The following is a 23,962-nucleotide window of genomic DNA, read 5'->3' as shown; positions in this document are numbered from 1 at the left end:
CACGGGCAGATCAGCACCGTCTCCACCGGCCTTTGCCGCGATCATCATCGGTGATTGCGGGCTCCGCCCACAAACCTGCGCCCCCAGAGCGGGCATACAGGACATTGCGCGCGGCGTCGGAGCCTCGGCATAGGGTGGGCGACCATGACATGGCTGATCACCGGCGGTGCCGGGTACATCGGGGCACATGTGGCGCGGGCCATGACCGACGCCGAAGAGCGCGTCCTCGTCCTTGACGACCTCTCCACCGGGGTGCCCGCACGGCTCCCGGCACACGTCCCGCTCGTCCACGGCTCGTCGCTGGACGCGGACCTGCTGAAGCGGGTGTGCGCCGAGCACGGGGTGACGGGTGTGGTGCACCTCGCGGCGCGCAAGCAGGTCGCCGAGTCCGTGGCGCAGCCGGCGCGCTACTACCGGGAGAACGTGGGCGGTCTCGCCACGCTCCTGGAGGCGGTCGCCGAGGCCGGTGTCGAGCGCTTCCTCTTCTCCTCCTCGGCAGCCGTGTACGGCAACCCCGACGTGGACCTGATCACGGAGGACACTCCGTGCGACCCGGTGAACCCGTACGGCGAGACCAAGCTCGCCGGGGAGTGGCTGGTGCGGGCGGCGGGCCGGGCGCACGGGATCTCGACCGTGTGCCTGCGCTACTTCAACGTCGCCGGGGCGGCCGCGCCGGAGCTGGCGGACACGGGCGTCTTCAACATCGTTCCCATGGTCTTCGACCGGCTCACCCGTGACGAGGCTCCGCGGATCTTCGGCGACGACTATCCGACGCCGGACGGCACCTGCATCCGTGACTACATCCATGTCGCCGATCTCGCCGAGGCCCACCTCGCTGCGGCCCGGCGACTGACCGGAGCCACCACTCCCGGTGACCTGACGGTCAACATCGGTCGCGGCGAGGGCGTATCCGTACGCGAACTGATCACGGTCATCGGCGAGGTGAGCGGGGACCGACGGCCGCCCCTCGTCGAGGCCCGGCGCCCCGGAGACGCGCCCCGCGCGGTCGCCTCGGCCTCGCGGGCCGCCGAGGAGCTGGGCTGGACGGCCCGGCGCGAGGTGCGCGAGATGGTCGAGTCGGCCTGGCAGGGGTGGCTGCGGCACCACGGCGGGTGAGCCGCGAACGGGCCGGCGAAGCATCGCCGACGCCCTGACCTGCGGATCGTTTCTGCAGGTCAGGGCACATGACAACGGTGTTCAGTGCCGCGTTGCCCCATACCCCCCACCCGTAGTTCACTGTGATCCCGGGCGGAACATCAGGAGGACGCTTTCATGGGGGCTGGGCACGATCACGGGCACGCGCACGGGCATACGCACGGTGCGTCGGCCGGCGGTACGGCGACCGCGGCGTACCGCGGGCGGCTGCGGGTCGCGCTGTCCATCACGCTCGGCGTCATGGTGGTCGAGATCATCGGAGGCGTGGTCGCCGACTCGCTGGCGCTGGTCGCCGACGCGGCGCACATGGCGACCGACGCGCTGGGCCTCGGCATGGCACTTCTGGCGATCCACTTCGGGAGCCTCCCGCCGAGCGATCGGCGCACCTTCGGGCTGGCCCGCGCCGAGATCCTCGCCGCCCTCGCCAACTGCCTGCTGCTGCTCGGGGTCGGCGGATACGTCCTGTACGAGGCGGTCCACCGGTTCCTGACGCCCGCCGGGACCGAGGGCGGGCTAACCATCGTGTTCGGCGCGATCGGTCTGGTCGCGAACATGATCTCGCTGTCGCTGCTGATGCGCGGACAGAAGGACAGTCTGAACGTGCGCGGCGCGTTCCTGGAGGTGGCCGCGGACGCACTGGGCTCGGTCGCGGTGCTGATCTCGGCGGTCGTGATCCTCACCACCGGCTGGCAGGCCGCCGACCCGATCGCCTCGCTCGTGATCGGCCTGATGATCGTGCCGCGCACCTGGAAGCTGCTGCGCGAGACCCTGGACGTGCTGTTGGAGGCGGCCCCCAAGGACGTCGACATCGCGGAGGTTCGGGCCCACATACTCGCCCTGGACGGTGTCGAGGACGTCCACGACCTGCACGCCTGGACGATCACGTCCGGGATGCCGGTCCTGTCCGCGCACGTGGTCGTGCGCTCCGACGTCCTGAGCGCGATCGGCCACGAGAAGATGCTGCACGAGCTCCAGGGCTGCCTCGGCCACCACTTCGACGTGGAGCACTGCACCTTCCAGCTGGAGCCGAGCGGGCACGCGGAGCACGAGGCGCGACTGTGTCACTGACACACCGGTACGGCCCCTGAAACACGGGTTCCGACGGAACGCATCGGTCCGGTGCGCGGCTGCGTCCTCATGCTCACAGCCCCGCCCCGAACGGTTCCGCAGCCGCCGCGCCGGGCACGATCAACTGCCGGGAGTGCCGGATTCGTACGGCACACTTGGGGCGCGAAGACCAATGCGAAGGATGGGTATGCCGATCACACCTGCCACCGCGACGCACAGTTCGTCGAACGGCACCGTGGACGCGATTTTGCTGGAACTGGTCGACGAGAACGGTGTGACGATCGGCACCGCGGAGAAGCTCGCCGCCCATCAGCCGCCGGGGCAGCTGCACCGCGCCTTCTCGGTGTTCCTCTTCGACGAGCGGGGCCGGCTGCTGCTCCAGCAGCGTGCCCTGGGCAAGTACCACTCCCCCGGCGTCTGGTCCAACACCTGCTGCGGCCACCCCTACCCCGGTGAGGCGCCCTTCGCCGCGGCCGCCCGGCGGACGTACGAGGAGCTCGGTGTCTCCCCGTCGCTGCTCGCCGAGGCGGGCACGGTCCGCTACAACCACCCCGACCCGGCCTCGGGCCTGGTCGAGCAGGAGTACAACCACCTCTTCGTGGGGCTGGTGCAGTCCCCGCTGCGGCCGGACCCGGAGGAGGTCGGCGCGACGGCCTTCGCGACGCCCGCCGAGCTGTCGGAGCGACACGAGAAGGACACCTTCTCCTCCTGGTTCATGACCGTCCTGGACGCGGCCCGACCCGCGGTCAGGGAGCTGACGGGCGCGTCCGCCGGCTGGTGAGCCCTACGGCACCCGCGCGGGCTTGAGCGGCAGGGCGACCCAGATCACCTTGCCGCCGCTCGTGGTGTGCTCGACGTCGCACACCCCACCCGCCTCCCTGGTGATCTCGCGCACCAGAAGGAGTCCGCGGCCACCGGTCTGGCCGTGGTCGGCCTCCAGGGCGGTCGGGCGGTAGGGGTGGTTGTCCTCCACGGCCACCCGCACCCATTCCGCGCCGACGGCGATCTCCACGGCGAGCATCGGCGAAAGCAGCGCCGCATGCCTCACCGCATTGGTGACCAGCTCCGAGACGATCAGCAGCAGCCCCTGGACGAGGTCGTCCGAGACCGGCACTCCCTGGCGGTGCAGCAGGTCCCGTACGGCATGTCGCGCCTGTGGGACCGAGACGTCGACGGCGGGAGCGGTGAACCGCCACACCCCCTCGTACGGCAACGGATCCGGCGGCCTCGGGTCGAGGGGCTCGTCCGTGCCGCCTGCTGGGCGTGGGGCCGACCCGCGCCCATGGTCTTCCATTGTCCGGTCGCCACCCTTGCGCTCGATTGTCACCACATCTCGAGTGTTGGCAACGAGCTGCTCCGCCCCGAAGAGCTGAACAGAAGTCAGCAGATATCGAGCACTTCTGACCGTTGGCGTATGACACCGTCAGATGTGGGACCGCTCCTGTCCCCCTCGCGCAGCCTTCGCGAACTATTCGGGTTGTACGGGTTTGACGGCCACCGCGCGCGATGCGTACCGCCTGCCGCTCACGACCTCTCTTGATCGCCTGTCCACCTGGGCGGATAGCATCCGGCCCATGGAGCCGCAGCTGCTGCACACCGTCACCGACTCGGTCGCCACCGTCGTCGTCCACCATCCGGCCAAGCGCAACGCCATGACGGCCGCGATGTGGCGCGCGCTGCCGCCGCTGCTCCAGGCGCTGGCCGCCGATCCCGACGTACGGGCGCTGGTGCTGACCGGTGAGGGCGGGACGTTCTGCGCGGGGGCCGACATCTCCACGCTACGGGGGTCTCCGGAGGAGGCGCAGACACTGGCCGTGCGTGCCGAAGAGGCCCTCGCCGGCTTCCCGAAGCCGACGCTCGCGGCGGTCCGCGGTCACTGTGTGGGCGGCGGGTCACAGCTCGCGGCGGCCTGCGATCTGCGGTTCGCCGAGGAGGGCGCGCTGTTCGGGGTGACTCCGGCGAAGCTCGGAATCGTGTATCCGGCCTCCTCCACCCGGCGGTTGGTGTCGTTGGTGGGCCCGGCTGCCGCCAAGTACCTGCTGTTCTCGGGCGAGTTGATCGGCGCGGAACGGGCGCTGCGCACCGGCCTGGTGGACGAGGTGCTGCCCGAGGGCGAACTCGCCAAGCGCGTCGCGGAGTTCACGCGGATCCTGGTGTCCCGCTCGCAGCTGACGCAGGCCGCGGCGAAGGAGTACGCGAACGGACGTACGGACCGCGACGCGTACTGGACCGAACAGGCGCGCGGCAGCGGCGACACCTCGGAGGGCGTCGCCGCGTTCCTGGAGCGCAGACAGCCACGCTTCACATGGAACGTGCCTACGTCAGGATGAAACGGCTCTTGCCGCGGAACTCCTCGACGAGGTGCGCCGGGGCCTTGTCCGGGGATCCGGCGTCGTAGGGCGGCTGCGGGTCGTACTCCGTCAACAGCTGTACGGCCTGCGCGTGTTCGTCGCCCGCGATCCTGCCGAGCAGGGTCAGGCCCATGTCGATGCCGGCGGAGACGCCGGCCGCGGTGACGTACTTGCCGTCGAAGACGACCCGCTCCCCCGTCGGCTCGGCCCCGAACCGCTTCAGGAAGTCGAGCGCCAGCCAGTGGGAGGTCGCTCGGCGCCCCTCGAGGAGTCCGGCGGCGGCGAGCAGCAGGGAGCCGGAGCACACGGAGGTCGTCCAGGTGCTGGTGGCGTCGGCGGTGCGCAGCCAGTCCAGCAGGGTGTCGTTCTCCATCTGCGGGGTCTGGCCGGGACCGCCGGGCACGACCACGATGTCGGGGCTCGGCACCTCGGCGAGCGTCCGGTCGGCGGTGAGGGCGAGGTTCCCGGTTTCGGTGCGCACGGGGCCGGTCCGCTCGGCGACGAAGACGGTCTCCGCGTCCGGGAGGCGGCCCAGCGTCTCGTACGGGCCGACGGCGTCCAGGGCGGTGAAGCGCTCGAAGAGGACGATGGCGATCTGCATCTGTTTCCTTTCAGCGGGCGGGTGCGGGGCTGAACCGGCGGCGGTACTCCGCCGGGGCCGCGCCGAGCGCCTTGAGGAAGGCGCGGCGCATGGCCTCGGGGGTGCCGTAGCCGCTGGCCCGGGAGATCTCCTCGACTCCGTCGCCGGTGTCCTCCAGGAGGCGGCGGGCGTGTTCGAGGCGGACGCGGTCCACGTAGCGGCCGGGCGTCATGCCGGTCTCGGCGCGGAAGGCGCGGGCGAAGTGGCGGGGTGACAGGCGGGCGCGTTCGGCGAGCGACTCGACGCTCAGGTCGCCGGCGGGATGCTCGGTGATCCACTGCTGGACATCGCGCAGCGGTTCGCGCCGGGCGGTCTGGGCAGCCAGCTGGGCGCTGAACTGGGCCTGGTTTCCGGGCCTGCGCAGGAAGACGACCAGGTGACGGGCGACGATGAGCGCCACGTCCCGGCCCAGGTCCTCCTCGACGAGGGCCAGGGCGAGGTCGATGCCGGAGGTGACGCCCGCCGAGGTGAAGACGTGCCCGTCCCGTACGTAGATGGGGGCCGGGTCTACCTCGATGGCGGGGTGGTCGCGGGCGAGTGTGTCGCAGTACGCCCAGTGGGTGGTGGCGCGGCGGCCGTCCAGCAGGCCCGCCTCGGCGAGCAGGATCGCGCCGGTGCAGACGGAGACGAGGCGCCGCGCGCGCGGGCCGTGCTCGCGCAGCCAGGCGGTCAGGCGCGGGTCGGGGGTGCGGGTGCCCTGGCCGCCCGGGACGAGAAGGGTGTGCGGGCGGGGTGTACCGGTGAGGGTCTCGTCCGGTACGAGGGTCAGGCCGCTGGAGGTGCGCACCGGAGCGCCGTCCACGGAGGCCGTGCGGACGCGGTACGTGCCCGGGGCGCACGTCTCGGCCCCGGCGAAGACCTCGACGGGGCCGGAGACGTCCAGGCTCTGGACGCCGTCGAAGAGGACGACGAGGACGGTTCGCTGCGGCATGCGGCCGATTCTTCGCCGACGGCCGGCTGGCTGCAATGACGAGTAACCCACCTTTACTGCCATCGGACGTGGAGTCGCGCGCATGGGCGGCGATCTCCGAGGTACTCGGCCGTCCCGGCCACGGTGTCGGGAGAGGAAAGGGGAATCACGTGTTCCGTGCGATCGCAGACGTTCTGCGCCAGATCGGTGGTGCCATCGCCACCGTCGTGACGCTGCCCTTCAGGGCTCTGGCCCGCCTCTTCGGGGGTGCCTCGGGTTCGACGCGCAGCCGCCGGGCCTGACGGCCCGCCCCGCCGGGTTGCCGCCCTGATCCCCGACTGTCGGTGTCACCTGCCACAATTGCCGCGCAACCTCAGTGGAGAAGGCGGTACGGGATCGTGACGACACCCCTCGCAGGGTCGATCGAAGGCAGGATCGCCGAGGAACTCGGCGTACGGGAGCGGCAGGTCAGGGCTGCCGTGGAACTGCTCGACGGCGGTTCGACGGTGCCCTTCATCGCCCGCTACCGCAAGGAAGCGACCGAGATGCTCGACGACGCGCAGCTGCGCACGCTCGAGGAACGGTTGCGCTATCTGCGGGAGCTGGAGGAGCGGCGGACGGCGATCCTGGAATCGGTGCGCGAGCAGGGCAAGCTGACGCCCGAGCTCGAGGCGCGGATCCGCGGTGCCGAGACCAAGGCGCGGCTGGAGGACATCTACCTGCCGTTCAAGCCGAAGCGGCGCACCAAGGCGCAGATCGCGCGCGAGGCCGGTCTCGAGCCGCTGGCGGAAGGGCTGCTCAGCGATCCGAGCGTGGATCCGTTCGCCGCGGCCGCCGCTTTCGTCGACGCCGACAAGGGTGTCGCCGATCCGCAGGCGGCTCTCGACGGCGCCCGGGCGATCCTCACCGAGCGGTTCTCGGAGGACGCCGACCTGATCGGTGAACTGCGCGAGCGGATGTGGGTGCGCGGGCGGCTGGCCGCCAAGGTGCGGGAGGGCAAGGAGGAGGCGGGCGCCAAGTTCGCCGACTACTTCGACTTCGCCGAGCCGTTCACCGAGCTGCCCTCGCACCGCATCCTCGCGATGCTGCGCGGCGAGAAGGAGGACGTCCTCGACCTCGTCCTGGAACCCGAGGAGGCGACGGAGGGGCCTTCCTCGTACGAGGGGATGGTGGCGCACCGGTTCGGGATCACCGACCGGGGCCGTCCGGCCGACAAGTGGCTGCAGGACACGGTCCGTTGGGCCTGGCGCACCCGTCTGCTCGTGCACCTCGGCATCGACCTCAGGCTGCGGCTGCGGACGGCCGCCGAGGACGAGGCCGTCAACGTCTTCGCGTCGAACCTCCGCGACCTGCTGCTCGCCGCCCCGGCCGGCACGCGCGCGACACTGGGGCTGGACCCCGGTTTCCGTACCGGCGTCAAGGTCGCCGTGGTCGACGCGACCGGCAAGGTGGTGGCGACGGACGTCATCCACCCGCATGTCCCGGCGAACAAGTGGGACGAGGCGATCGCCAAGCTGGCCCGCCTCTCGAAGGAGCACGCGGTCGAGCTGGTCGCCATCGGCAACGGCACGGCGTCCCGGGAGACCGACAAGCTCGCCGGTGAACTGATCGCCAAGCACCCCGAGTTGAACCTCACCAAGGTGATGGTGTCGGAGGCGGGCGCCTCCGTGTACTCGGCCTCCGCGTTCGCCTCGCAGGAACTGCCGGACATGGACGTGTCGCTGCGCGGCGCGGTCTCCATCGCCCGGCGGCTGCAGGACCCGCTGGCCGAGCTGGTGAAGATCGACCCGAAGTCCATCGGTGTCGGCCAGTACCAGCACGACCTGTCCGAGGTGAAGCTGTCGCGTTCGCTGGACGCGGTGGTGGAGGACTGTGTGAACGGCGTGGGTGTCGATGTGAACACCGCGTCCGCGCCCCTGCTCGCCCGGGTCTCCGGCATCTCGTCCGGGCTCGCCGAGAACATCGTGGCGCACCGGGACACGAACGGCCCGTTCAAGTCCCGCGCGCAGCTCAAGGGGGTGGCACGGCTGGGCCCCAAGGCGTACGAGCAGTGCGCGGGCTTCCTTCGGATCCGCGAGGGCGACGACCCGCTCGACGCGTCCAGCGTGCACCCGGAGGCGTATCCCGTCGTACGGCGGATGGTGAAGACCGCGGGCCAGGAAGTGGCGTCGCTCGTCGGCAACACCGGTGTGCTGCGCTCGCTGAAGCCGCAGGACTTCGTCGACGAGACGTTCGGTCTGCCGACGGTGACCGACATCCTCAAGGAGCTGGAGAAGCCGGGGCGCGACCCTCGGCCCGCGTTCAAGACGGCCACCTTCAAGGAGGGAGTCGAGAAGATCTCCGACCTGTCCTCCGGGATGATCCTCGAGGGCGTGGTCACGAACGTGGCGGCCTTCGGGGCGTTCGTGGACGTCGGCGTCCACCAGGACGGCCTGGTGCACGTCTCCGCGATGTCGAAGACGTTCGTCAAGGACCCGCGGGACGTGGTGAAGCCGGGCGACATCGTCAAGGTGAAGGTGCTGGACGTCGACATCCCGCGCAAGCGGATCTCGCTGACGCTCCGCCTCGACGACGAGGCGGCCCCCAAGGAGCGGCAGCCGGCCGCGGGCGGCGGCGAGCGTCGGCAGCGGGGCGGACGCCCGCCGCAGCAGCGGCAGAACCGGGGCGGTGGCGGCGGCGGCTCGCGCCAGGCTCCGCCGCCCGCCAACAGCGCGATGGCCGACGCCCTGCGCAAGGCGGGGCTCGTCGACCCCAAGAAGGGCCGGCGCTGAGCGGCAGGGGTTGACCCGTCCGGCCCGGACTCTCCGGTACGCCACGGAGGGTCCGGGCCGGTTCGTCCGTAAGGTGGCGCCATGCGGACATCACGTGTGATCACCTGGGACGTGTCCGGGAGCGAGGGCTACGAAACGGCCTGGATCGACCTCGACGAAAGGACGCTCCGGGCACGTGGCAGGGCCATCGGTACCGTGCCCGAGACGTACTGGATCTCGTACGCGCTCGACACGACCGACGGCTTCGTCACCCGTCGGCTGCTGGTGGAGGCCGCCACCACGCACGGCACCCACCTCCTCGACCTGCGCCACGACGGCGAGGGACGGTGGACCGCGAACGGCGAGCGGATCGCCCAGGCCGACGGCGCCCTCGACTGCGACCTCGGCCTGTGCCCGCTGACCAACACCATGCCGGTGCTGCGGCACGGCCTCCATCGGGCACCCGGTGAGCGGGAGTTCCTCATGGCGTGGGTGTCCGTGCCCGATCTGACCGTGGAGCCGTCCCGGCAGACCTACACCCACCTCGGCTCGGGGCTGGTGCGCTTCGCCTCCGGCGACTTCCGCAGCGACCTGGAGGTCGACGAGGACGGGTGCGTGGTCGAGTATCCGGGCCTGGCTCGGCGTCTGACCTCGTCCTAGCGCTCCGTCACCTTGCCGTCGGCCACCTCCAGGCGGCGGGTCACGTGGATCGCGTCCAGCATGCGGCGGTCGTGGGTGACCAGGAGGAGCGTGCCCTCGTAGGCGTCCAGCGCCGACTCCAGCTGCTCGATCGCCGGCAGGTCCAGGTGGTTGGTCGGCTCGTCGAGGACCAGGAGGTTCACGCCTCGGCCCTGGAGCAGGGCCAGCGCCGCCCTGGTGCGCTCGCCCGGGGAGAGCGTCGATGCCGGGCGCAGGACGTGGGCCGCCTTGAGGCCGAACTTGGCCAGGAGCGTGCGGACTTCGGCCGGTTCGGTGTCCGGGACGGCAGCACCGAAGGCCTCCAGGAGGGCTTCCGTGCCGTGGAACAGCTTGCGGGCCTGGTCGACCTCGCCGACCAGGACACCGGAGCCGAGAGCGGCCGCACCCGCGTCCAGCGGGACGCGCCCCAGCAGGGCACCGAGCAGCGTCGACTTGCCCGCGCCGTTCGCTCCCGTCACCGCCACCCGGTCCGCCCAGTCGATCTGGAGGGACACCGGGCCGAGCACGAAGTCGCCGCGCCGGACCTCGGCGTCGCGCAGGGTCGCGACGACCGCGCCCGAGCGGGGGGCCGACGCGATCTCCATGCGCAGGTCCCACTCCTTGCGGGGTTCCTCCACGACGTCGAGGCGTTCGATCATGCGCTGGGTCTGGCGGGCCTTGGCGGCCTGCTTCTCGCTCGCCTCGCTGCGGAACTTGCGGCCGATCTTGTCGTTGTCGTTGCCCGCCTTGCGGCGCGCGTTCTTCACGCCCTTGTCCATCCAGGAACGCTGGATCTGGGCCCGCTCCTGGAGGGCGGCCTTCTTGTCGGCGTACTCCTCGTAGTCGCCGCGGGCATGCCGGCGGGCGACCTCCCGCTCCTCCAGGTAGGCCTCGTAGCCGCCGCCGTAGAGGGTGATCTGCTGCTGGGCCAGGTCGAGTTCGAGGACCTTGGTGACCGTGCGGGTGAGGAACTCGCGGTCGTGGCTGACGACGACGGTACCGGCGCGCAGGCCGCTCACGAAGCGTTCGAGGCGCTCCAGGCCGTCCAGGTCGAGGTCGTTGGTCGGCTCGTCGAGGAGGAAGACGTCGTAGCGGGACAGGAGGAGGGAGGCGAGGCCCGCTCGGGCCGCCTGGCCGCCCGACAGCGACGTCATCGGCTGGTCGAGGTCGACGGCGAGGCCGAGCGTGTCGGCGACCTCTTCCGCCCGCTCGTCCAGGTCGGCACCGCCGAGGTCGAGCCAGCGCTCCAGGCTCGTCGCGTAGGCGTCGTCGGCGCCCGGTGCGCCGTCGACCAGGGCCTGGGTCGCCACGTCCATCGTGTGCTGGGCCTCCGCGACTCCGGTGCGGCGCGCGAGGAACTCCCGTACGGACTCGCCGGGCCGTCGCTCCGGCTCCTGCGGCAGGTGGCCGACGGTCGCCGTCGGCGGGGACAGACGCAGCTCGCCCTCCTCGGGGGCGAGGAGGCCGGCGAGCATCCGGAGCAGCGTGGACTTGCCCGCGCCGTTGGCTCCGACCAGCCCGATGACGTCTCCGGGCGCGACGACGAGGTCGAGCCCGGAGAACAGGGAGCGGTCGCCGTGGCCGGCGGCGAGGTTCTTGGCGACGAGGGTGGCAGTCATCAGACCGCCGATGATAGTGGCCCGCCCCGGCGGACCGCGTCCCGGTTTCTCAGTGGGCCATCGCCTCCACCAGCACACTCCCCGACGTCCGGGCCACCACGAAGGACTCCCCCTTCACTGCCCTGGCGTCCAGGGCGATGCGATGACGGCCCGGTTCCAGGATGCCGTCGAAGACCTCGTGGGTGTGGATGCGGTAGAGGCGGTCGAGGCGGTACGCGGTGAGGCGGACCCGGCACGGGGAGGTGACCTCGACGCCCGCCTCGCCGTCGGCGGCCACCAGGCGGGTGAGGCGGCGCCGCTCCAGGGGGCTGCGGTCCAGGGCGTTCTCTATCTGGGCGACGAGGAGGGGGACGATGGGGGCGAGGCCGTCGACGTAGACCACGTCGACTCCCGCGCGCTCGAAGGAGTGACGTACGGCGGCGCGTTCCTCCTCGGTGATCGCTCGGCCGAAGGCGACCGCGCCGTAGGCGCGCAGTTCGTCGGCGGGGACGTCGTGCGCGTCGCGGGTGATGTCGGCGCCGATGCCGATGGTGCGCAGGGCGGCGGCGAGCTTGGCGAGGAGGGCGACGCGGGCGCCGATGAGCAGGACGCGGCGTCGGGGGGTGTCGGCGGAGGTGTCCAGGAGGGAGGTGAGCGCCGCACGGTATTCGGCGCCGTGGAAGCGGAACGGGCCGATGCCGTGGTAGCCGTTGCGCTCCAGGTCGGCGTGTTCGTCCGTCTGCCAGGCGAAGTCCCGCCAGACGAAGTCGTCACCGTCGCGGTCGATCACCGCGGTGACGGCGCCGCACCCCAGGTCCTCGCACTCGGGGCAGCCGTAGACGACGTAGCGGCCGCCGGGCAGCGGCGCGTCCGCCTCCAGGAGCAGGCTGCGGACCTGGGCGGTGAAGATCGCGGGTGGGACGTCGGAGGCGAGTGGGGAGACGGCGTCGAGGTCGGAGAGCTGGAAGAGCAGCGGGCGCCCGTCGACGATGAAGTCCACGAAGTCCCGGTGTATTTGGTAGTCACCGTTGGCGAGGACTCCACCGGCACGCATCGCCGGTGCCAGGCCGAAGGTCGCGTACTCGGCAGACATGCTGTGAGTATCCCCAGACTGGGCCCGATGTGAGCACGGCATGACATATTCCGCTAGCGTCCCCGCGTGAAAAGCGAACTGAAGGACGACGTCGTCGTGGTCGGTGGCGGTGTCATCGGGTTGACGACGGCCGTCGTGCTGGCCGAGCGCGGCCGACGGGTGCGGGTGTGGACGCGGGATCCGGTCGAGCGGACCACCTCGGCGGTTGCCGGGGCGCTGTGGTGGCCGTACGCGATCGAGCCGGTCGCCCTCGCGCGTACCTGGGCGCTGCGCTCGCTGGACGTCTACGAGGAGCTCGCGGCCTCGCCCGAGGCGACCGGCGTACGCATGGTCGAAGGGGTACAGGGCGAGGCGGATCCGGACACGTCCCAGGCGTGGGCGGGCGCGCGGCTGCCGGGGCTGCGGGCGGCGACGACCGAGGAGTACGACGGGACGGGGATGTGGGCGCGGCTGCCCCTCATCGACATGTCGACTCATCTGCCGTGGCTGCGGGAGCGGTTCCTCGCGGCGGGCGGGGCGATCGAGACGCGTACGGTGTCGGACCTGGCCGAGGTCGAGGCTCCGGTCGTGGTCAACTGCACGGGGCTGGGTGCCCGCGAGCTGGTGCCGGACCCGGCCCTGCGTCCCGTGCGCGGGCAGCTGGTCGTGGTGGAGAACCCCGGCATCCGCACCTGGCTGGTCTCCACGGACGCCGCCGGGGAGAGGGCGTACTTCTTCCCGCAGCCCGGCCGGCTCGTGCTGGGCGGCACCGCGGACGAGGACGAGTGGTCCCTTGAACCCGATCCCGCGGTGGCGGAGGCGATCGTACGGCGGTGTGCGGCGCTGCGGCCCGAGATCGCCGGGGCACGGGTGCTGGCGCACCGGGTGGGACTCAGGCCCTCCCGGGGCACGGTCCGGCTGGATCGTGAACTCCTTCCCGGCGGGCGGGTGTTGGTCCACAACTACGGTCACGGCGGTGCGGGGGTGACCGTGGCCTGGGGATGCGCGGAGGGGGCGGCCGGGCTGGCCGCCCCCTGAGAGCCCGAGCCGGAGCGTGCTCAGCCGTGGTCGTGGCCGAGTGGGTCGCCCTCCGTCTCGGTGCCCGCGCCGGGGCCGACCCTGATCTCGAAGTCGCCGTCGTACCTCTTGTGGCCCTCGATCACGGCGAGTGCGACGGCCTCGGAGCCCATCTCACCGCGCACGATGACCGGGTCCTGCCGCAGGTCGCGCATGAGGGCGACGCACATGCCGATCATCACGAGGACGAAGGGTGCGGCGGCCAGGATCGTGAGGTTCTGCAGGCCGGTGAGCGCGTCGCCCTGGCCGCTGCCGACGAGCAGCATGATGGCGGCGACGCCTCCGGTCACCACACCCCAGAACACGACGACGAACCGGCCCGGCTCCAGGGCGCCCTTCTGGGAGAGCGTGCCCATGACGATGGACGCGGCGTCGGCGCCGGAGACGAAGAAGATGCCGACGAGGATCATCACGAGCAGGCTGGTGACGGTCGCGATCGGGAACTCCTGCAGGACGCCGAAGAGCTGGCCCTCGGGGGTCGACTCGCCGCCGAGCGCGCCGCCCTCCTTCAGCTTCATCGCCGTACCGCCGAAGACCGCGAACCAGACGAGGCTGACGGTGCTGGGCACCAGGATGACGCCGCCGACGAACTGCCGGATGGTGCGGCCGCGGCTGATACGGGCGATGAACATGCCGACGAAGGGCGTCCAGGAGATCCACCACGCCCAGTAGAAGACGGTCCAGCTGCCGAGCCAGTCCGCGACGCCCTCGCCGGCGGCGGCCTCGGTGCGGCCGGCGAGCTGCGGCAGGTCACCGAGGTAGGAGAAGACCGAGGTGGGCAGCAGGTCGAGGACGATGATCGTGGGGCCCGCGATGAACACGAAGACGGCGAGCACGAGGGCGAGCACCATGTTGATGTTGGACAGCCACTGGATGCCCCGCTCGATGCCGGAGACCGCCGAGGCGACGAAGGCCAGGGTCAGCACGGCGATGATGGCGACGAGCAGGCCGGTGCTCACGTCGTCCATCCAGTCCAGTTCCTGGAAACCGGAACCGATCTGGAGGGCGCCCAGGCCCAGCGAGGCCGCGGAGCCGAAGACGGTGGCGATGATCGCGAGGATGTCGATGACCCGGCCCGCGGCACCGTTGGCGTGCTTCTCGCCGATGAGCGGCGTGAAGACCGCGCTGATGGTCTGGCGCCGGCGTTTGCGGAAGGTGCTGTAGGCGATGCCGAGGCCGACCACCGCGTAGATCGCCCAGGGGTGCAGCGTCCAGTGGAAGAGGGTGGTGGCCATCGCCGTCTCCATGCGTTCGGCGGAGTCGGCGGGGCTGGTGCCCGGCGGTGGGGTCGTGTAGTGCGAGAGCGGTTCGCTCACGCCGTAGAACATCAGGCCGATACCCATGCCGGCGCTGAACATCATCGCGACCCAGGACACCGTGCGGAACTCGGGTTCCTCGCCTTCGGCGCCGAGGTGGATCCGGCCGTAGCGGCTGACTGCCAGCCACAGCGCGAAGACCACGAAACACGAGGCGGCCAGCATGAAGGCCCAGCCGCCGTTGTGGATCAGGCCGTTGAGCATCTTCGTGGAAACGCTCTCCAGCGAGTCCGTCGCCGCCGCGCCCCAGATCACGAAGGCCACGGTGATGACGGCGGTGACGCCGAACACCACCCGGTCCGTCTGACGGCCGGGAACGTCCGAGGGACTTTCCCGGCCACCCCTCTTCTTCAGATCTTCTGTCATGTGCAGCGCCTTGCCGAGGAAGCCATCCGTACACCTGTTGTGCGTGGTGCCCTACGGCCTACCACAGCTGCCGCCGGTCTCAACCGCCTCAGCAGCCGGTGTCGGGCTCCCCGACCGTGAGGTGGTACGGGGCGCGTTCGTCGAGGAGCAGTGGGACGAGGGCGCGCAGGGGCTGGCGGAGCGGGACGTTGGTGCCCTTCGTTCGTACTCCGTGCAGGGCGAGTTCGTCCTTCACCTCCGCGTACTGGTCGGCGGTGAGCCGGTAGCCGCAGGGCTGGTCCTGGATCACCTCGGCCGGTTCGGGCGGGTCGTTGTCCGCGCCGCCGACGTAGACGGGCCCGGTGGCGGTGTACCCGGCGCGCCGGGCCGCGTCCGTCGAGGCCCCGACCTGGGCCCGGCGCTCGTCGGCGAACCCGAACAGCCCTTCCAGTGCGGCGAGTTGGGAGTTCACGCGGCGCTTGTTGTTGACCGCTTCATCGACGTCCGTCAGGGCTCCACCCGGCTCTCGATGAGCAGGCCGAGGGCGTGCTTGACTCCGGACATGTTCCGCAGGATGCGCTCCTGGCCGTCCCCGGCGACCTGTCGGATCGGGTCGCCGGTGACGGGGTCGGTCCAGATGCCGTACGTGCCCGTGGTGTACCCGGCGCGCTGCGCGGCGGGCCGTCCGGGACCAACGCCCCGACGTGATCTACGACTTGCACGAGTACGGCGCCACGCACACGAGCAGCACCTTGTCCGGGGCGTGCCGTGCGCCGACCTGGACGAGTTGGAGCGGGCGGCCCTGTTTCGTCGTACCGACGGAGGTGACGGAGACACGGCTGCTCCCCCTGTCGACGGCAGCCAGGAATTCCTGTTCCTCGGACTCCCCTGTCCAGCGGGCGCCGTCCGACTCCTCGAAGCCGGTGCGGGGCGGGGTCGGGGCGGCGTCGGACGGGGTCGCGACGAGGGACGCGGCCAGGGCCGCCGTCGCGAGTGTCAGGGTACGGATCACCGGGCTCCCTCCGGGACGCGCTGGGCGGTGCGCGGTCCCTGGACCCCGTCGAGGGCCGTGGCCTCGGGGGCGGCGGACGCGGAGCCCGAGGTGGCGCGCGCGAACGCGGCCGCGCCGCCGATGAGCGGCACGCGTGCGGACGTACGGGACAGGTCCACCGTCAGCGTCGGGTTGCTGGACGGCGGGTCGATGAGGTCCTTGTCCGTGCCCGCGACGATCAGTGCGAGGCGGTGGCCGGCCGGGACGACGTGGTCGGTGGCCCCGAGATCGAGGGTGATGGTGTACGCCTTGCCCGGAGTGAGCGGGACGCCCGTGCCGGAGGCGTGGTTGCCGAGGTCGGCTCAGCCGCGGCTGACGACCGTGTAGCCGACGTCGGTGGTCTTGGCCTGCGTCTCCTTGAAGCAGGCGCTGTCGCCCGTCGTGCTCACGCCCCAGCAGGTGCGGTCGGTGAGCGTGCTGATGCCCTCGCCGCTCGCCGCGTAGTCGCGGATGGTGTCGGGGCCGAGGTCGACCAGGACGGCGGACAGGTGGGCCGTCGAGGTGGTCGGGGTCGCGGTGACGGTGACCTGGGAGGAGCCGGACACGCGCAGGTCCCGGGTGAGCGGCCCGGTCACGAAGCCCGCCTTCTCGGGCGTCGACGTGTCGATCCGTGCCGCCCAGTCGGTCTCGCTCAGCTGCGGGTTGTCGGTAAAGGTCTCGGTGCCGGTGCCCTTGCGCAGGCCGAGGGTGCCGACGCCCTCCTGGCTGCCCTCGGCGGGGCGCAGGGTCGTGGCGCTGGTGCCGCGCGGCGGCCAGGACTTCGAGGTGGCCCACTGGTCGGGGTGGCGTTCGATGTCGGCAACGGGCTCGCGGTCGATGCCGTTGTCGTAGCCGAGGAGTTCGTGGTCGAACCAGCGGTGCAGGGTGTCGACCCAGGTGGCGCGGCGGAAGTCGAAGGGGTCGACGTGACCGGTCTGGGAGAGCCAGATCTTGCGCTCCACGCCGTTCTTCGCGAGGGCGTCCCACCACGGACCGACGTGCTGCATACGGACGTTGAGGTCCTGCATGCCGTGGATCAGGAAGACGCTCGCCTTCACCCTGCTCGCGGCCTTGACGTAGTCGCGCTCGCTCCACAGCGGGGTCCGGTCGCCGGTGCGCGGCGCTCCGTCGACGAGTTTCTGCTGGACCGCCGCGCACTTGGCGCGGGCGTCGGGGCTGTCGACGTAGTCGGACAGCCAGTCGGGGCCGGAGTCGTAGAGCGGGGCGCCCTTGGAGAAGTAGTAGTCGTACCAGGTGGAGATGGCGCTGATCGGGACGATCGTCTTCAGGCCCTTGACTCCGGTGGCGGCCACGCCGTTGGCGATGGTGCCGTCCCAGCTCTTGCCGATCATCCCCGTCCTGCCGTTGGTCCAGGTCGCCTTGGCCGCGGTGGTGCCGGTGCGGCTGGTGTAGGCCTTGGCGCGGCCGTTCAGCCAGTCGACGACGGCCTTCGCGGACTGGATGTCGGAGCGTCCGCCGACGTCCACGCAGCCGTCGGAGCGGTTGGTTCCGGCGAGGTCGACGCCGACGAAGGCGTAGCCGCGGGGAACGAAGTAGTTGTCGTAGAACAGCGGCATCCGGACGACGTTTCCGGCGGCGTCGTACGTCTTCTTCTGGCTCTCGTTGCCGCGCCCGCAGCAGGAGTAGTACGGGCTGGCGTCCATGATCACGGGTATCTTGCGGCCCTGCTGGGCGGGTTCGCGCGGCCGGACGATGTCGACGGCGACGCGGTCCGTCTTCCCGTCGCTGTCGCCGTCGAGTCCGGTGTCCACCCAGACGGCCTCGCGGACGGCGTTCTCGTACGAGTAGACCGGTCGGCTCTCCTGCGGGGCGGCGTGGGCGGCCATCGGGGTGACGAGGGCTGCCACCAGGGCGGCGACGGCGGCCGTGGCGAGCGATCTCCAGGTCGTGAAGCGCATGCGTATCGGCATGCGCGGGACGGTACATCGGTCAACTCCCGTGCAGAAGAGGGCAACCGGACGTTTACGGGGCGCGTGAGGCATGCGGAACGGCGGGTTCATGACGGCCGAATGGCATTCGTGTGACAGGGGTGGCCATGGACAGACTCGGGCCCACAGGGGATCAATAGGCTGCGAACAGACTCCGTGCCCCTACGACTTGGAGCTTTTGTGCACCGCAGAATCATCGCGCCGGGCGCACTCGCAGCGGCCACCCTGTTGCTGGCGATCCCGGCATCGGCCGCGAGTCACTCCCCCGGAGCGCCGGGTATCGGCGACCCCTACTACCCGGACTACGGCAACGGCGGATACGACGTCTCCCACTACGACCTGCGACTGAAGTACCAGCCGTCGACCGACGAGTTGGAGGGCACGGCGACCCTGCTGGCCCGCACCACACAGGACCTGTCCCGCTTCAATCTGGACTTCCTGCTCGATGTCGGCGAGGTGCGGGTCAACGGCGCGAAGGCGTCGTTCACGACCTCCGGCGAGCACGAGCTGGAGATCACCCCGAAGACCCCGCTCGCGAAGGGCACCGACGTCACCGTCGTGGTGCGCTACAGCGGTGTGCCCTCGTCGAAGCAGGCGTACGGCTTCACCAGCTGGCACCGCACGCCGGACGGCGGGGTCGGGGCGAACGAGCCCGAGGCGGCCTGGTGGTGGTTCCCCGGCAACGACCACCCGCTGGACAAGGCCACCTTCGACGTGTCGGTGCTGGTGCCGGACGGCAGCCAGGCCATCTCCAACGGCACCCTCCAGTCGACGAGTTCACGCGCCGGCTGGACCCGCTACAACTGGCGTTCCAACAAGCCGCAGGCCACGTATCTCGCCACGCTGGCGGTCGGGAAGTTCGACATCACGACCGGCACGACCGAGAGCGGCATTCCGGTCGTCAACGCCTACAGCAAGGACCTCGGCGACAACTACGGCGCCGCGCGGGCGAGCATCGAGCGGACCGGGGAGATCGCGGACTGGCTGACCGGCTACTTCGGGCCGTATCCGTTCAACGCGCTCGGCGGGTACGTGCCGAACACCAACACCGGGTACGCGCTGGAGACCCAGACCCGGCCCTTCTACAGCCCTCGGCAGTTCGCGGGCGGGACGAACACCTCCGTGGTCGTGCACGAGCTGGCCCACCAGTGGTACGGCGACCTCGTGTCCGTCGCCGGCTGGAAGGACATCTGGGTCAACGAGGGCTTCGCGCGGTACGCCCAGTGGCTGTGGTCCGAGCACGAGGACGAGGGGACGGCGCAGGAACTCGCCGACTACGTGTACGCCTCGCATCCGGCGGACGACGCCTTCTGGACGGTGAAGCCCGGAGGCCCGGGGCCGGAGAACCAGTTCCACCTCGCCGTCTACGACCGGGGCGCACTGGCCCTGCAGGCGTTGCGCAACGAGATCGGTGACGAGGCGTTCTTCGCGATCCTCAAGGGCTGGCCGCAGACCTACGCGCACGGCAACGCGTCGGTCGCCGACTTCCAGAAGTACGCCGAGCAGGTGTCCGGGAAGCCACTGGCCGCACTGTTCGACACGTGGCTGTTCCAGCCGGTGAAGCCGTCGGCGCCCGCGGCGCGGGAGGCGTCTCTCGCCAGGGCGGCGGCTCCCGTTCAGCCGAAGTCGTGGAAGAAGATCGCCGCGACGAACGACGTGCACGAGCACGAGCACGAGCACGAGCACGAGCAGTAGCAGTCGCACGGCCGACGTCACGACGACGACCACCAGGGCCGACCACTGCGGTTCGACGGCCCACGGTCTGCGGCCTACGGTCCAAGGCCGACGGCCGGCGTCATACGCGGCCGCCGGCCGGCTCGGCCGGCTCCGTTGCGGACGTGTCCCACAACTCCGCCGCGCGGGCCAGGAGTTCGGCGCGCGAGATGGCGTCGGCGCGGGTGGAGGGCACGGTGCAGGCGTAGGCGCCGGCCACCGCGCCGTACCGGGCGCAGCGCAGGGGGTCCTCGCCGCCCAGCAGGCCGAGGAGGAAGCCGGAGGCGAAGGCGTCTCCCGCGCCGTTGGAATCCACCACCGGTGCGGGGGGCGTGGCGGCCGGTACGTGCGTCAGCTCGCCGTCGGCCAGCAGGTACGCGCCGTCGGCCCCGGCGGTGGCGACGACGATCCGGGCCCGGCCGCGCTCGGCGATGTCCCGCATGGTGCGCTCCGGTTCTGCCAGGGCGGCGGTGGACAGGAAGACCAGGTCCGCCTCCAGGGCGAAGGCCTCGTGGTAGGGGTTGGCGCCGTCCCAGTCGTGCAGGTCGGTCGAGATGGTCACCCCGGCCTCCCGCAGCAGGGGCAGCGCGTACGCGCACGGGTGGGTGATCACGACGTGCGCGTGGCGGCAGGCGGCGGCGAGTTCGCGCACCGTCGCCTCGGGCAGCCGGTCGGACTCCTGGCTGCGACTGATGTCGTACAGGGACAGTCGCCGCCCGTCGGGGCCCACGAGGTTGACGGCCCGCTTGGTGCCGCACGGCTGCAGGACCGCGGTGAAGGGAATGTCCCGGTCGCGGTGGAGCGCGCGCACCAGATCGCCCTCGTGGTCGTCGCCGATCATGTCGAGGTGGTGGGTGCGCAGGCCCAGCGCGCTCAGGCCGAGCGCGACGAAGTCCCCGCTCTGACCCGCGCGGGTCTCGATGCCCGGCCGGATCATGTAGCTGTCGGCGAACGGGAGTGGCAGCTCGGGGACATGGACGATCGTGTCCACGCCCGCGCCGCCCAGGACGAGGACATCGCTGTCGGCGGTCATGGGGTTCCTCTCGGCCGGCGTCGGCAGCCGAGTCAAACAGCCGACCCCACCCTTGGCAAGAACTTGCAGCAAGTTTCGGCAAGTTGCCCTGCGTCAGCCCCAGGGGTCATACCTGCGTCAGTCCCCGTGGTCGTACACCTGCGTCAGTCCCCGTGGTCGTACACCGTGACCGCGATCCCCCGCTGCACCAGGCGCTCGGTGATCAGCGGCTCCACCCGCGACCATTTGCCCCCGGCCAGCCCGCACCCTATTCGGGGCATGTGCACGGAGGCCCCGAGCTCCACCGCTTTGTCGGCCACCCGTCCGAGCGCTGTGTCGATCGCCTCGTAGCGCACGGGGACGCCCTTGCTGCCGGTGCGTATGCCGCGTTGTCCTACCATGTTGGCCACCCACACGTACCGCTCGACCTGCACGAACTGGACCGCGCCCAGCCCGAAGTCGTTCGCCGCGCGGTCGCGGTGCCAGGCGCGGAACGCCGCCTCCGGTTCCGGCCAGCGCCGCGAGACGGCCAGGACGAACCCCTTGCCCCAGCCCCCGATGTCGTTGCAGACATGGGCGATCACCTTGACGCCCTTGACCGACGGAGCGGTGGCGTCACCCCGGACATACATGATCTCCGACATGACGCCACCGTAGGCGCTGCCACTGACAGTGGCCCCTGAGCTGCTACTTCGTGAGGTCGGTCAGCTCCCGGTCCGTGGTCTGCGACACCCTGCGCCGGATGCCGAACCACCCCGCCGTCAGCAGGGCCGCGATCACCGGGATGAGCAGCAGCGTCTTGCGGCCGACCTCGGGGTCGTTCCACATCATGCCGAGGCAGGCCAGAAGGAAGGCGATCGTGGTGATCTCCGTGACCGGGCTGCCCGGGAGGCGGAAGGAAGGGCGGACCAGCAGGCCCGCGCGTGCGCGGTGGACGAAGACCAGGTGGCAGACCATGATGATCACCCAGGTGCTGATGATGCCGAGGGAGGCGACGTTCAGCACGATCTCGAAGGCCTGGCTCGGCATGAGGTAGTTGAGGCCGACGCCGAGGACGCAGACCGCGCAGGTGAGCAGAATGCCGCCGTAGGGGACCTGGCTGCGGTTCATGCGGGCGGTGAACTCGGGGGCCGAGCCCGCGGTCGCCATGGAGCGCAGGATGCGGCCGGTGGAGTACAGGCCGGAGTTGAGCGACGACATCGCGGCCGTCAGGACCACCAGGTTCATCACGTCGTCGGCCGCCGGGATGCCGATCTTGGAGAGCACCGTGACGAAGGGGCTCTCGCCGGCCGAGTAGACCGAGCCGGGCAGGAGAAGGGCCAGGAGGACGACGGAGCCGACGTAGAAGAGGCCGACGCGCCACATGATCGAGTTCACCGCGCGCGGGACGACCTTCTCCGGCTCGGCGGTCTCGCCGGCCGCGACGCCGACCAGTTCCAGGGCGGCGTACGCGAAGATCACGCCCTGCATGACGAGCACGACGGGCATCAGGCCGTGCGGAAAGACGCCGCCGTTGTCCGTGATCACTCCGACGCCGGGGGTCCGGCCGCCGACCTCGTGCCGGGTGGCCAGCAGGAAGATGCCGATCAGCATGAAGCCGACGAGGGTGGCGACCTTGATGATCGCGAACCAGAACTCCATCTCTCCGAAGATCTTGACCGAGATCAGGTTCACGGCCAGGACCACCGCGAGGGCGATCAGGGCCAGGGTCCACTGCGGGATGTCGGTGAACAGGCTCCAGTAGTGGGTGTAGAGCGCGATCGCGGTGATGTCGGCGATGCCGGTCGTCGACCAGTTCAGGAAGTACATCCAGCCGGCGACGTAGGCGCCCTTCTCGCCGAGGAACTCACGCGCGTACGACACGAAGGAACCGGACGACGGGCGGTAGAGGACCAGCTCGCCGAGGGCCCGGACGACGAAGAAGGCGAAGACTCCGCAGACGAGGTAGGCGAGCGCGAGCGCCGGGCCCGCGGTGTGCAGGCTGCCGCCGGCTCCCAGGAAGAGTCCGGTGCCGATCGCGCCGCCGATGGCGATCATGTTGACGTGACGGGCCTTGAGGTCCTTGCTGTAGCCGGCGTCGCCCGCGTCCACGGGCGTCGTGGCCGCCCCGGTGCGGGAGCCGGCCTGTGCCGATTCCACGGCGTCCTTGCTCACGGGTGGTTCCACTCTCTGGTGCGCCCCGGCGGGTCTCGCTCGGGTGTCCGGACGTGACTCGGCCCGTGCCCCTGGATGAAAAGGCACAGGCCGAGGGGGCACCTTCCCCGGAGGCCGCCTCACACGCGGTGGCACGCGTCACAGCGGGACCCGTCTCGCACAGGCGTGACGTCATGATCGGCGACGATGCCCAAGAGGTTTCACACCATTGGTGAGACAGCGATACTGCTGCACATGACGACCGACACCACCGATGCCGGGGAGCCTGCCCTCACCATCGACGAGCTGGCCGCGCGGGCGGGTGTCACGGTCCGCACGGTCCGTTTCTACGGCACCAAGGGTCTGCTGCCCCCACCGGTGATCGGTCCGCGACGGGTCGGGCACTACGGCCGGGAGCACCTCGCCCGGCTCGCACTGATCGAGGAGTTGCAGCAGCAGGGCATGACGCTGGCGGCCATCGAGCGCTACGTGCAGCAGCTGGCGCCGGATCTGAGCGCGCACGACCTCGCGATCCACCGGGCGGTGGTGGCCTCCTGGGCGCCGGACGCGGTCGAGACGGTGTCGCTGGAGGAGCTCCGGCGGCGGTCGGGGCGGGAGCTGGGCGAGGAGGACGTGGCGCGGCTCGCCGCGATGGGTGTGGTCAGGGCGGACGGCGGCTCGTACCGCGTCGACCTGGGCCTGCTGCGGCTCGGCGTCCAGCTGCTCGACGTACCGCTGTCGCAGGAGGCGATCCGCGCGTCGCGGAAGGTCCTCGTCGAGCACTCGCGCGCGGCGGCCCACGAACTGGCGGAGCTCTTCCGCGGCGAGGTGTCGGAGCGGGACGCGCGGGATGTGAAGTCGCTCTCGGCGCACATGCATCCGCTGGTGGTGCAGGCGCTGCTGACCACCTTCCAGCGGTCGTTGCAGGAAGAGCTGCGCGAGTGGCTCACGCGGTGATGGGACGTCCGACGGCGGTTCTCGCCCCCGCCGCCCCCACCCGTTCCCGTCCTTCTGGGGCTCCGCCCCAGACCCCGCTCCTCAAACGCCGGAGGGGCTGATTTCAGCCCGTCCGGCGTTTGAGGACGAGGCCCGTTCAGGGCCGAAGGGGGGTCTGGGGGCGCAGCCCCCAGGGACGGGACGGGGCGGCGGGGGCGGGAAACCCCCG

General features: G+C 70.9%; 19 protein-coding genes and 2 pseudogenes. 10 read left to right on the top strand and 11 right to left on the bottom strand.

Features of this window, described 5'->3' with window-relative positions; genetic code table 11:
• Window positions 1-144 precede the first annotated feature (144 nt).
• From galE to idi, 3 genes are all read left to right on the top strand, one after another.
• Window positions 145-1,116: a UDP-glucose 4-epimerase GalE gene (gene galE / locus ADK57_RS28960; protein WP_053752551.1), complete on the top strand. Its 972-nt coding sequence runs from the start codon at window positions 145-147 to the stop codon at window positions 1,114-1,116.
• A 156-nt stretch (window positions 1,117-1,272) separates the two neighbouring features.
• The gene (locus ADK57_RS28955) at window positions 1,273-2,223 is read left to right on the top strand and encodes a cation diffusion facilitator family transporter (RefSeq protein ID WP_053752550.1); all 951 of its coding nucleotides are present in this window, start codon (window positions 1,273-1,275) and stop codon (window positions 2,221-2,223) included.
• A 187-nt stretch (window positions 2,224-2,410) separates the two neighbouring features.
• Window positions 2,411-3,004 (top strand): isopentenyl-diphosphate Delta-isomerase, encoded by a 594-nt coding sequence (idi, locus tag ADK57_RS28950; protein ID WP_053752549.1) that lies wholly within the window; start codon window positions 2,411-2,413, stop codon window positions 3,002-3,004.
• A gap of 3 nt (window positions 3,005-3,007) precedes the next feature.
• Here idi and ADK57_RS28945 read toward each other — a convergent pair whose 3' ends face one another.
• Window positions 3,008-3,517: an ATP-binding protein gene (locus tag ADK57_RS28945; RefSeq protein WP_053752548.1), complete on the bottom strand. Its 510-nt coding sequence runs from the start codon at window positions 3,515-3,517 to the stop codon at window positions 3,008-3,010.
• Window positions 3,518-3,797: 280 nt separating this feature from the next.
• On the opposite strand from ADK57_RS28945, the gene ADK57_RS28940 reads away from it, so the two are divergent.
• Window positions 3,798-4,553 (top strand): enoyl-CoA hydratase/isomerase family protein, encoded by a 756-nt coding sequence (locus ADK57_RS28940; protein ID WP_053752547.1) that lies wholly within the window; start codon window positions 3,798-3,800, stop codon window positions 4,551-4,553.
• Here the strand turns inward: ADK57_RS28940 and ADK57_RS28935 are convergent.
• Window positions 4,540-5,175 (bottom strand): DJ-1/PfpI family protein, encoded by a 636-nt coding sequence (locus tag ADK57_RS28935; RefSeq protein WP_053752546.1) that lies wholly within the window; start codon window positions 5,173-5,175, stop codon window positions 4,540-4,542. The two genes, ADK57_RS28940 and ADK57_RS28935, sit on opposite strands and share 14 nt — an antisense overlap.
• 10 nt (window positions 5,176-5,185) lie before the next feature.
• On the bottom strand, window positions 5,186-6,145 hold the full coding sequence (locus tag ADK57_RS28930; protein WP_053752545.1) for a GlxA family transcriptional regulator: 960 nt from the start codon (window positions 6,143-6,145) through the stop codon (window positions 5,186-5,188).
• Between the two features lie 149 nt (window positions 6,146-6,294).
• On the opposite strand from ADK57_RS28930, the gene ADK57_RS52040 reads away from it, so the two are divergent.
• From ADK57_RS52040 to ADK57_RS28920, 3 genes are all read left to right on the top strand, one after another.
• Window positions 6,295-6,426: an LPFR motif small protein gene (locus tag ADK57_RS52040; protein ID WP_252100555.1), complete on the top strand. Its 132-nt coding sequence runs from the start codon at window positions 6,295-6,297 to the stop codon at window positions 6,424-6,426.
• Window positions 6,427-6,522: 96 nt separating this feature from the next.
• On the top strand, window positions 6,523-8,895 hold the full coding sequence (locus ADK57_RS28925) for a Tex family protein (RefSeq protein WP_053752544.1): 2,373 nt from the start codon (window positions 6,523-6,525) through the stop codon (window positions 8,893-8,895).
• 81 nt (window positions 8,896-8,976) lie between these two features.
• Window positions 8,977-9,534 (top strand): putative glycolipid-binding domain-containing protein, encoded by a 558-nt coding sequence (locus tag ADK57_RS28920; RefSeq protein ID WP_053752543.1) that lies wholly within the window; start codon window positions 8,977-8,979, stop codon window positions 9,532-9,534.
• On the opposite strand, the gene ADK57_RS28915 is transcribed toward ADK57_RS28920, so the two are convergent.
• Together ADK57_RS28915 and ADK57_RS28910 are read right to left on the bottom strand one after the other, a co-directional pair.
• Window positions 9,531-11,171: an ABC-F family ATP-binding cassette domain-containing protein gene (locus ADK57_RS28915; protein WP_053752542.1), complete on the bottom strand. Its 1,641-nt coding sequence runs from the start codon at window positions 11,169-11,171 to the stop codon at window positions 9,531-9,533. The two genes, ADK57_RS28920 and ADK57_RS28915, sit on opposite strands and share 4 nt — an antisense overlap.
• A gap of 49 nt (window positions 11,172-11,220) precedes the next feature.
• The gene (locus ADK57_RS28910; protein ID WP_053752541.1) at window positions 11,221-12,243 is read right to left on the bottom strand and encodes a hypothetical protein; all 1,023 of its coding nucleotides are present in this window, start codon (window positions 12,241-12,243) and stop codon (window positions 11,221-11,223) included.
• 66 nt (window positions 12,244-12,309) lie between these two features.
• Here ADK57_RS28910 and ADK57_RS28905 point away from each other — a divergent pair, with 66 nt between their 5' ends.
• Entirely contained in the window at window positions 12,310-13,260 is a 951-nt protein-coding gene (locus ADK57_RS28905) for an FAD-dependent oxidoreductase (protein WP_053752540.1), read from the top strand.
• 20 nt (window positions 13,261-13,280) lie between these two features.
• Here the strand turns inward: ADK57_RS28905 and ADK57_RS28900 are convergent, their stop codons facing one another.
• The 3 genes and pseudogenes from ADK57_RS28900 to ADK57_RS28890 form a co-directional block, all read right to left on the bottom strand.
• Entirely contained in the window at window positions 13,281-14,981 is a 1,701-nt protein-coding gene (locus ADK57_RS28900) for a BCCT family transporter (RefSeq protein ID WP_053752539.1), read from the bottom strand.
• An 88-nt stretch (window positions 14,982-15,069) separates the two neighbouring features.
• Window positions 15,070-15,972: pseudogene (locus ADK57_RS28895) on the bottom strand (hypothetical protein).
• Window positions 15,969-17,921, bottom strand: a pseudogene (locus ADK57_RS28890) (Xaa-Pro dipeptidyl-peptidase). Before ADK57_RS28890 ends, ADK57_RS28895 begins: the two co-directional pseudogenes overlap by 4 nt.
• A 198-nt stretch (window positions 17,922-18,119) precedes the next feature.
• Here ADK57_RS28890 and ADK57_RS28885 point away from each other — a divergent pair.
• Window positions 18,120-19,634: a M1 family metallopeptidase gene (locus ADK57_RS28885; RefSeq protein WP_199830706.1), complete on the top strand. Its 1,515-nt coding sequence runs from the start codon at window positions 18,120-18,122 to the stop codon at window positions 19,632-19,634.
• A 100-nt stretch (window positions 19,635-19,734) separates the two neighbouring features.
• Here ADK57_RS28885 and ADK57_RS28880 read toward each other — a convergent pair whose 3' ends face one another.
• The 3 genes from ADK57_RS28880 to ADK57_RS28870 all read right to left on the bottom strand — a co-directional run bounded on the left by ADK57_RS28880 (window position 19,735) and on the right by ADK57_RS28870 (window position 22,818).
• Complete coding sequence (locus ADK57_RS28880) at window positions 19,735-20,685, bottom strand: adenosine kinase (RefSeq protein ID WP_053752537.1); 951 nt, start codon at window positions 20,683-20,685, stop codon at window positions 19,735-19,737.
• Between the two features lie 143 nt (window positions 20,686-20,828).
• Window positions 20,829-21,308 carry a macro domain-containing protein gene (locus ADK57_RS28875; RefSeq protein ID WP_053752536.1) on the bottom strand — a complete coding sequence of 160 codons (480 nt, stop codon included), beginning with the start codon at window positions 21,306-21,308 and terminating at the stop codon, window positions 20,829-20,831.
• A gap of 43 nt (window positions 21,309-21,351) precedes the next feature.
• Window positions 21,352-22,818, bottom strand: coding sequence for an amino acid permease (locus tag ADK57_RS28870; protein WP_053752535.1), 1,467 nt, complete (start codon window positions 22,816-22,818; stop codon window positions 21,352-21,354).
• 234 nt (window positions 22,819-23,052) lie between these two features.
• Here ADK57_RS28870 and ADK57_RS28865 point away from each other — a divergent pair, with 234 nt between their 5' ends.
• A complete protein-coding gene (locus ADK57_RS28865; protein ID WP_053752534.1) occupies window positions 23,053-23,754 on the top strand; it encodes a MerR family transcriptional regulator in 702 nt (233 codons plus the stop codon).
• Window positions 23,755-23,962 lie beyond the last annotated feature (208 nt).

Source organism: Streptomyces sp. MMG1533 (assembly GCF_001279775.1).
Classification (GTDB): Bacteria; Actinomycetota; Actinomycetes; order Streptomycetales; family Streptomycetaceae; genus Streptomyces.
This window is presented reverse-complemented; position numbering and strand designations above follow the sequence as displayed.

Bases quoted from the DNA above. Each gene is read 5' to 3' on its own strand.
- galE (WP_053752551.1), top strand. From the start codon at position 145: ATGACATGGCTGATCACCGGCGGTGCCGGGTACATCGGGGCACATGTG.
- ADK57_RS28955 (WP_053752550.1), top strand. From the start codon at position 1,273: ATGGGGGCTGGGCACGATCACGGGCACGCGCACGGGCATACGCACGGT.
- idi (WP_053752549.1), top strand. From the start codon at position 2,411: ATGCCGATCACACCTGCCACCGCGACGCACAGTTCGTCGAACGGCACC.
- ADK57_RS28945 (WP_053752548.1), bottom strand. From the start codon at position 3,517: ATGGAAGACCATGGGCGCGGGTCGGCCCCACGCCCAGCAGGCGGCACG.
- ADK57_RS28940 (WP_053752547.1), top strand. From the start codon at position 3,798: ATGGAGCCGCAGCTGCTGCACACCGTCACCGACTCGGTCGCCACCGTC.
- ADK57_RS28935 (WP_053752546.1), bottom strand. From the start codon at position 5,175: ATGCAGATCGCCATCGTCCTCTTCGAGCGCTTCACCGCCCTGGACGCC.
- ADK57_RS28930 (WP_053752545.1), bottom strand. From the start codon at position 6,145: ATGCCGCAGCGAACCGTCCTCGTCGTCCTCTTCGACGGCGTCCAGAGC.
- ADK57_RS28920 (WP_053752543.1), top strand. From the start codon at position 8,977: ATGCGGACATCACGTGTGATCACCTGGGACGTGTCCGGGAGCGAGGGC.
- ADK57_RS28915 (WP_053752542.1), bottom strand. From the start codon at position 11,171: ATGACTGCCACCCTCGTCGCCAAGAACCTCGCCGCCGGCCACGGCGAC.
- ADK57_RS28910 (WP_053752541.1), bottom strand. From the start codon at position 12,243: ATGTCTGCCGAGTACGCGACCTTCGGCCTGGCACCGGCGATGCGTGCC.
- ADK57_RS28900 (WP_053752539.1), bottom strand. From the start codon at position 14,981: ATGACAGAAGATCTGAAGAAGAGGGGTGGCCGGGAAAGTCCCTCGGAC.
- ADK57_RS28880 (WP_053752537.1), bottom strand. From the start codon at position 20,685: ATGACCGCCGACAGCGATGTCCTCGTCCTGGGCGGCGCGGGCGTGGAC.
- ADK57_RS28875 (WP_053752536.1), bottom strand. From the start codon at position 21,308: ATGTCGGAGATCATGTATGTCCGGGGTGACGCCACCGCTCCGTCGGTC.
- ADK57_RS28865 (WP_053752534.1), top strand. From the start codon at position 23,053: ATGACGACCGACACCACCGATGCCGGGGAGCCTGCCCTCACCATCGAC.